General features: G+C 57.1%; 4 protein-coding genes and 1 pseudogene. 1 reads left to right on the forward strand and 4 read right to left on the reverse strand.

Going from position 1 to position 4,257, the window contains the following annotated elements; genetic code table 11:
• Positions 1 to 69, reverse strand: a pseudogene (locus tag SYN65AY6A5_RS13845) (IS607 family transposase); the annotation flags it as partial.
• Between the two features lie 189 nt (positions 70 to 258).
• Between SYN65AY6A5_RS13845 and SYN65AY6A5_RS08555 the strand changes: the two are divergent.
• Positions 259 to 555 carry a DUF2470 domain-containing protein gene (locus SYN65AY6A5_RS08555; protein WP_099884241.1) on the forward strand — a complete coding sequence of 99 codons (297 nt, stop codon included), beginning with the start codon at positions 259 to 261 and terminating at the stop codon, positions 553 to 555.
• A 61-nt stretch (positions 556 to 616) separates the two neighbouring features.
• Here the strand turns inward: SYN65AY6A5_RS08555 and grxC are convergent, their stop codons facing one another.
• The 3 genes from grxC to SYN65AY6A5_RS08570 form a co-directional block, all read right to left on the reverse strand.
• The gene (gene grxC, locus SYN65AY6A5_RS08560; protein ID WP_099884243.1) at positions 617 to 877 is read right to left on the reverse strand and encodes a glutaredoxin 3; all 261 of its coding nucleotides are present in this window, start codon (positions 875 to 877) and stop codon (positions 617 to 619) included.
• Between the two features lie 65 nt (positions 878 to 942).
• Positions 943 to 3,729 carry a DNA polymerase I gene (gene polA, locus SYN65AY6A5_RS08565; protein ID WP_099884245.1) on the reverse strand — a complete coding sequence of 929 codons (2,787 nt, stop codon included), beginning with the start codon at positions 3,727 to 3,729 and terminating at the stop codon, positions 943 to 945.
• 60 nt (positions 3,730 to 3,789) lie between these two features.
• Positions 3,790 to 4,257: enoyl-CoA hydratase-related protein (locus tag SYN65AY6A5_RS08570; protein WP_240531018.1), on the reverse strand; the 468-nt coding region annotated here is incomplete at its 5' end.

Raw genomic sequence — 4,257 nt, forward strand, 5'->3', positions numbered from 1 at the left:
TCGCCTCAAGGTGTGGAGACACACCCCAAAATAATCCGCCGCTTCTCTCGGTTTTACATACCTAGCCATACCAAGCAGCCATACTGAACATACTGGGCATTATTTTCAGTATAGTCCAGCATATCATTGACTAGAGTCATGCTCCCCCCTTTCATCCCCCGTATACGGGGGGAAAGGGGAAGAGCGGGATCTGCGCCGCCAAGGTTTCGGTCAAGACTCCGCTAGACTAAAACCTGTACCTGGCAATTCCCACCTTCTATGGGCGATCCTCTCACCCCTCAAGTTAGCGAGCGCATCTGCAAGCACATGAACGAAGACCACGCCGATGCCGTGGCCCTCTACGCCAGGGTCTTCGGCCAGGTGGAAGGAGTGGTCCAGGCCCGTATGGAGGCCATCGACGCGGAAGGAATGGACTTACAGGTGGAGGTGGATGGGGCTGTGCGGAAGCTGCGCATCCCCTTTGATCACCCTCTCAAAGATTCTGAAGATGCCCACCACACCCTGATTGCCATGTTGAAACAAGCACGCGCTCGGGTTAAGCAGGGCAGTGGCTAGGCTGGGTAGGCTGGGTCTCCTTGCCCGTGCACCCGTCTGAGACCACAGGCAAGGGACGGAGCTAGGTAGCCTGCTGCAGGAGCAGATCTAGCTTGCCCTGGGCCTCAAGGGCGTAGAGGTCGTCGCAGCCGCCGATGTGCTGGTTGTTGATGAAAATCTGGGGCACGGAGCGGCGCCCGTTGGCCCGCTTGGCCATCTCCGCTCGCGCTGCCTCGTCCCCATCGATGGCGTATTCGATGTACTTGACTCCCTTACGGTCTAGCAGTTGCTTGGCGCGAATGCAGAAGGGACAAAAACGCCATGTGTAGATCTCAACAGCCATAGGGAGATAACCAACACTTTCACACACTTTTACATAGCTTAACATTTCTCCGAGGCCGGGATCCCTTAGTTGGCCTCCTTCCAGTTGTGGCCAATTTGAATGTCCACCACCAGCGGTATGGAAAGGGGCACTGCCTCTTCCATTTCTCTTTGAATGAGGGGCCGTAAGTCCTGCCATTCGGAGGGCTCTACTTCAAACACCAGCTCGTCGTGAACCTGCAAAAGCAAACGCGAGCGAAAATGCTGCAGCTTTTCCTGCAAGCGCACCATGGCCACTTTGATGATGTCTGAGGCGGATCCCTGGATGGGGGCGTTCACGGCAGCCCGCAGCTCGGCCTGTTTGCGATGGCCGGATAGCTGAGACAAATTGGGAAAATAGCGACGGCGGCCTAAAAGGGTTTCCACATAGCCGTGCTTTTCCACAAAGGCTTCGGTGGCGCGGAGATAGGCAAAAACGCCGGCGTAGCGCTCGTTAAATCGCCGCAAAAATTCCTTCGCCTCCGCTAGAGAGACGCCGGCAGTGCGGGCAAAACGCTGCGCCCCCATGCCGTAGATCACCCCATAGTTAATCGTCTTGGCCAGGCGGCGTTCTTCGCTGGTTACTTCTTGTTTTTCAAAGAGCAAGCGAGCGGTAAGGGTATGCACATCTTCCCCAGAGCGAAAGCACTCGATGAGCGTTGGCTCTTGGCTGAGGTGGGCCAAGATGCGCAGCTCAATTTGCGAGTAGTCAGCCGAGGCCAATAGCCACCCCTCCTGGGGAATGAAGGCCTGGCGAATGCGGCGGCTGAACTCGCTGCGGATGGGGATGTTTTGCAGGTTGGGGTTAGAGGAGCTGAGTCGGCCAGTAGCGGTAACAGTCTGGTTGAAGTTGGTGTGCACCCTGCCTGTGTCGCGTCTTACTAGAGCTGGCAGCGCGTCCACATAGGTGGATTTGAGCTTGGCCAGAGTGCGGTACTGGAGAATCGTTTCAACAACTGGGTGATCTCCTTCCAGCTTCTCCAAAACCGAAGCATCGGTGGAGTAGCCGGTGGCTGTCTTGCGAGTTTTTCGGATATCTAGCTTGAGCTTTTCAAAAAGCAGGGATCCCAGTTGCTTGGGAGAGTTGAGGTTAAAAACCTCGCCTGCTTGGGCGTAGGCTTTCTGCTCCAGAGTCTGCAGCTCTTTCTCCAGTTCCTGAGAAAACTGCTTGAGAAACTCAGTGTCGATGCGGATGCCGACCCACTCCATTTCTTCCAAAACGTGAGCCAAGGGCAGCTCCACCTGGATAAAAAGATTCCAGAGGCGTGGGTCAGTTTGCTGTAGCTTTTCGGTGAGGATGGGCACCAAACGATAGGCGCAGTAGGCGTCGGTTCCGCAATATTCTGCCACTTTGGGGATAGGCAGATCGGCAATGGAGTCTGCTTTGCCCAGCAGCTTTTCATAGCTGGTGGTGGGTAAATTTAGATAGGTAGATGCCAAATCAGCCAAGTTGTGGCTAGCTTCTGGATTGAGCACATAGCTAGCCAACATGGGATCAAATTGGATCCCTTGTAGGCGGATGCCATGAGCGCGAAAAATGCTGAGATCATACTTGCAGTTTTGCAGGCTTTTGGGGCGACTGGGATCCTCCCAAATGGGCTGTAGGCTCTGTTTGACTAGGTTCCAGTCCAAGTTGGATCCCTGGCGGTGGCCAATGGGCAAATAGGCAACATCCCGCTCCGACCAACAGCAGCCAATCCCCACCAGTTGGGCGTCGCGGGGATCTAGACTCGTGGTTTCCGTGTCCCAGGCTACGATCCCGGAGCAGGCCAACAGCTCCTGCCGCAACAGCTCCAACTGCTCAGGGGTATCCACAATGCGTACCGGCGGCAGAGAAGGGGGGGGATGTGCAGCAAAATCAAACCAAAGGGCCTCGTCGTCGGCAGAGCCATTCTTTGAACCTGTCCTGGCTTCAGGGACTTGGGCTGGGATCCCGCCCAAAGTGGCTTGCAGCTTGCGCACTTGAGCAATGAAACTGCGAAACTCTAGTTTCTCCAAAAGCGGCAGCACTTCCTCTGGGTCAAACCCAGTTAACCTCATGCTCTCCCAGTCAGGCGAAAGGGGGACATCGCAGTGAATTCGAGCCAGAAATTGGGAGTGCTGGGCTGCTGGGATCCCTTCCCTGAGGTACTGCTGGATTTTGCCAGGGATCTCCCCCAGATGGTTGAAAATCTCCTCCAGGCTGCCATAGCGCTGCAAGAGCTCCGCCGCTCGCTTGGGGCCGATCCCCTTGACACCGGGAATGTTGTCGGAAGGGTCACCGCAGAGGGCTTTGTAGTCGACCACCTGCCAAGGCCAGATGCCGAGTTTCTCTTTGACCTCTTGGGGGCCAAATTCGCTGACGCGATCTTTGCTGTTGAGGTGCAAAACCCGAATCCTTCCCTCGCGGTCAATGAGTTGAAACAGATCCTGGTCGCCGCTTAAGATCTGCACTCGATACTCGTGGGGAGCAAGCCGACAGAGAGTACCCAGAATATCGTCGGCCTCAAAGCCAGGCACCGCCAAAATGGGAATGCGCAGCGCCGCCAACACCTGCTGGAGGTTCTCCACATCCTCAACGAACTCCGGCGGTGTTTCCGGACGGCCTGCTTTGTAGGTTTCATCCGCCTCGTGGCGAAAGGTGGGCTGCCGGGTATCAAAGGCAACAGCTACATAGGTGGGGGGGTATTTCTCCAAGACCTCCAGCAGCGATTTCAAAAAGCCAAAGCTGACACTGGTCGGGATCCCCGTGGAGGTGCGCAAGCCCCCCTCGCGGCTGTAGGCAAAGGCATAAAAAGAGCGGTAGGCCAGGGAGTGGCCATCGACCAAGAGCAGCCGGGGAGTTTGGGAAGCCATCGGCCCAGACCAAGAACTGAGTCCAGCCTATCCAAAAGGGATCCAACAGAGGATCCCTCCCTAGGGCCGCCAGGGAAACTGGCGAAAGTTGGGGGGGCGCTTCTCCAAAAAAGCCCGTTTGCCCTCGGCCGCTTCCTCGGTCATGTAATACAGCAGTGTCGCGTCCCCGGCTAGCTCCTGCAGCCCCACCTGGCCGTCGCAATCGGCGTTGAAGGCGGCCTTGAGGCAGCGGATGGCCAGGGGGCTGTGCTGGAGGATCTCCCGCGCCCAGCGGATCCCTTCTGCCTCTAGTTCCTCCACGGGCACCACCGCATTGACCAGGCCCATCTCCAGCGCCTGGGCGGCTGTGTACTGGCGGCAGAGAAACCAGATTTCGCGCGCTTTCTTCTGCCCCACCACCCGCGCCAGGTAGCTGGCCCCAAAGCCGCCGTCGAAGCTGCCCACGCGAGGCCCGGTCTGGCCAAAGATGGCGTTGTCGGCGGCAATGGTGAGATCGCAGAGGAGATGCAAAACATGGCCTCCCCCAAT

The sequence above is a fragment of the Synechococcus sp. 65AY6A5 genome, assembly GCF_002760415.1.
Lineage (GTDB): Bacteria > Cyanobacteriota > Cyanobacteriia > Thermostichales > Thermostichaceae > Thermostichus.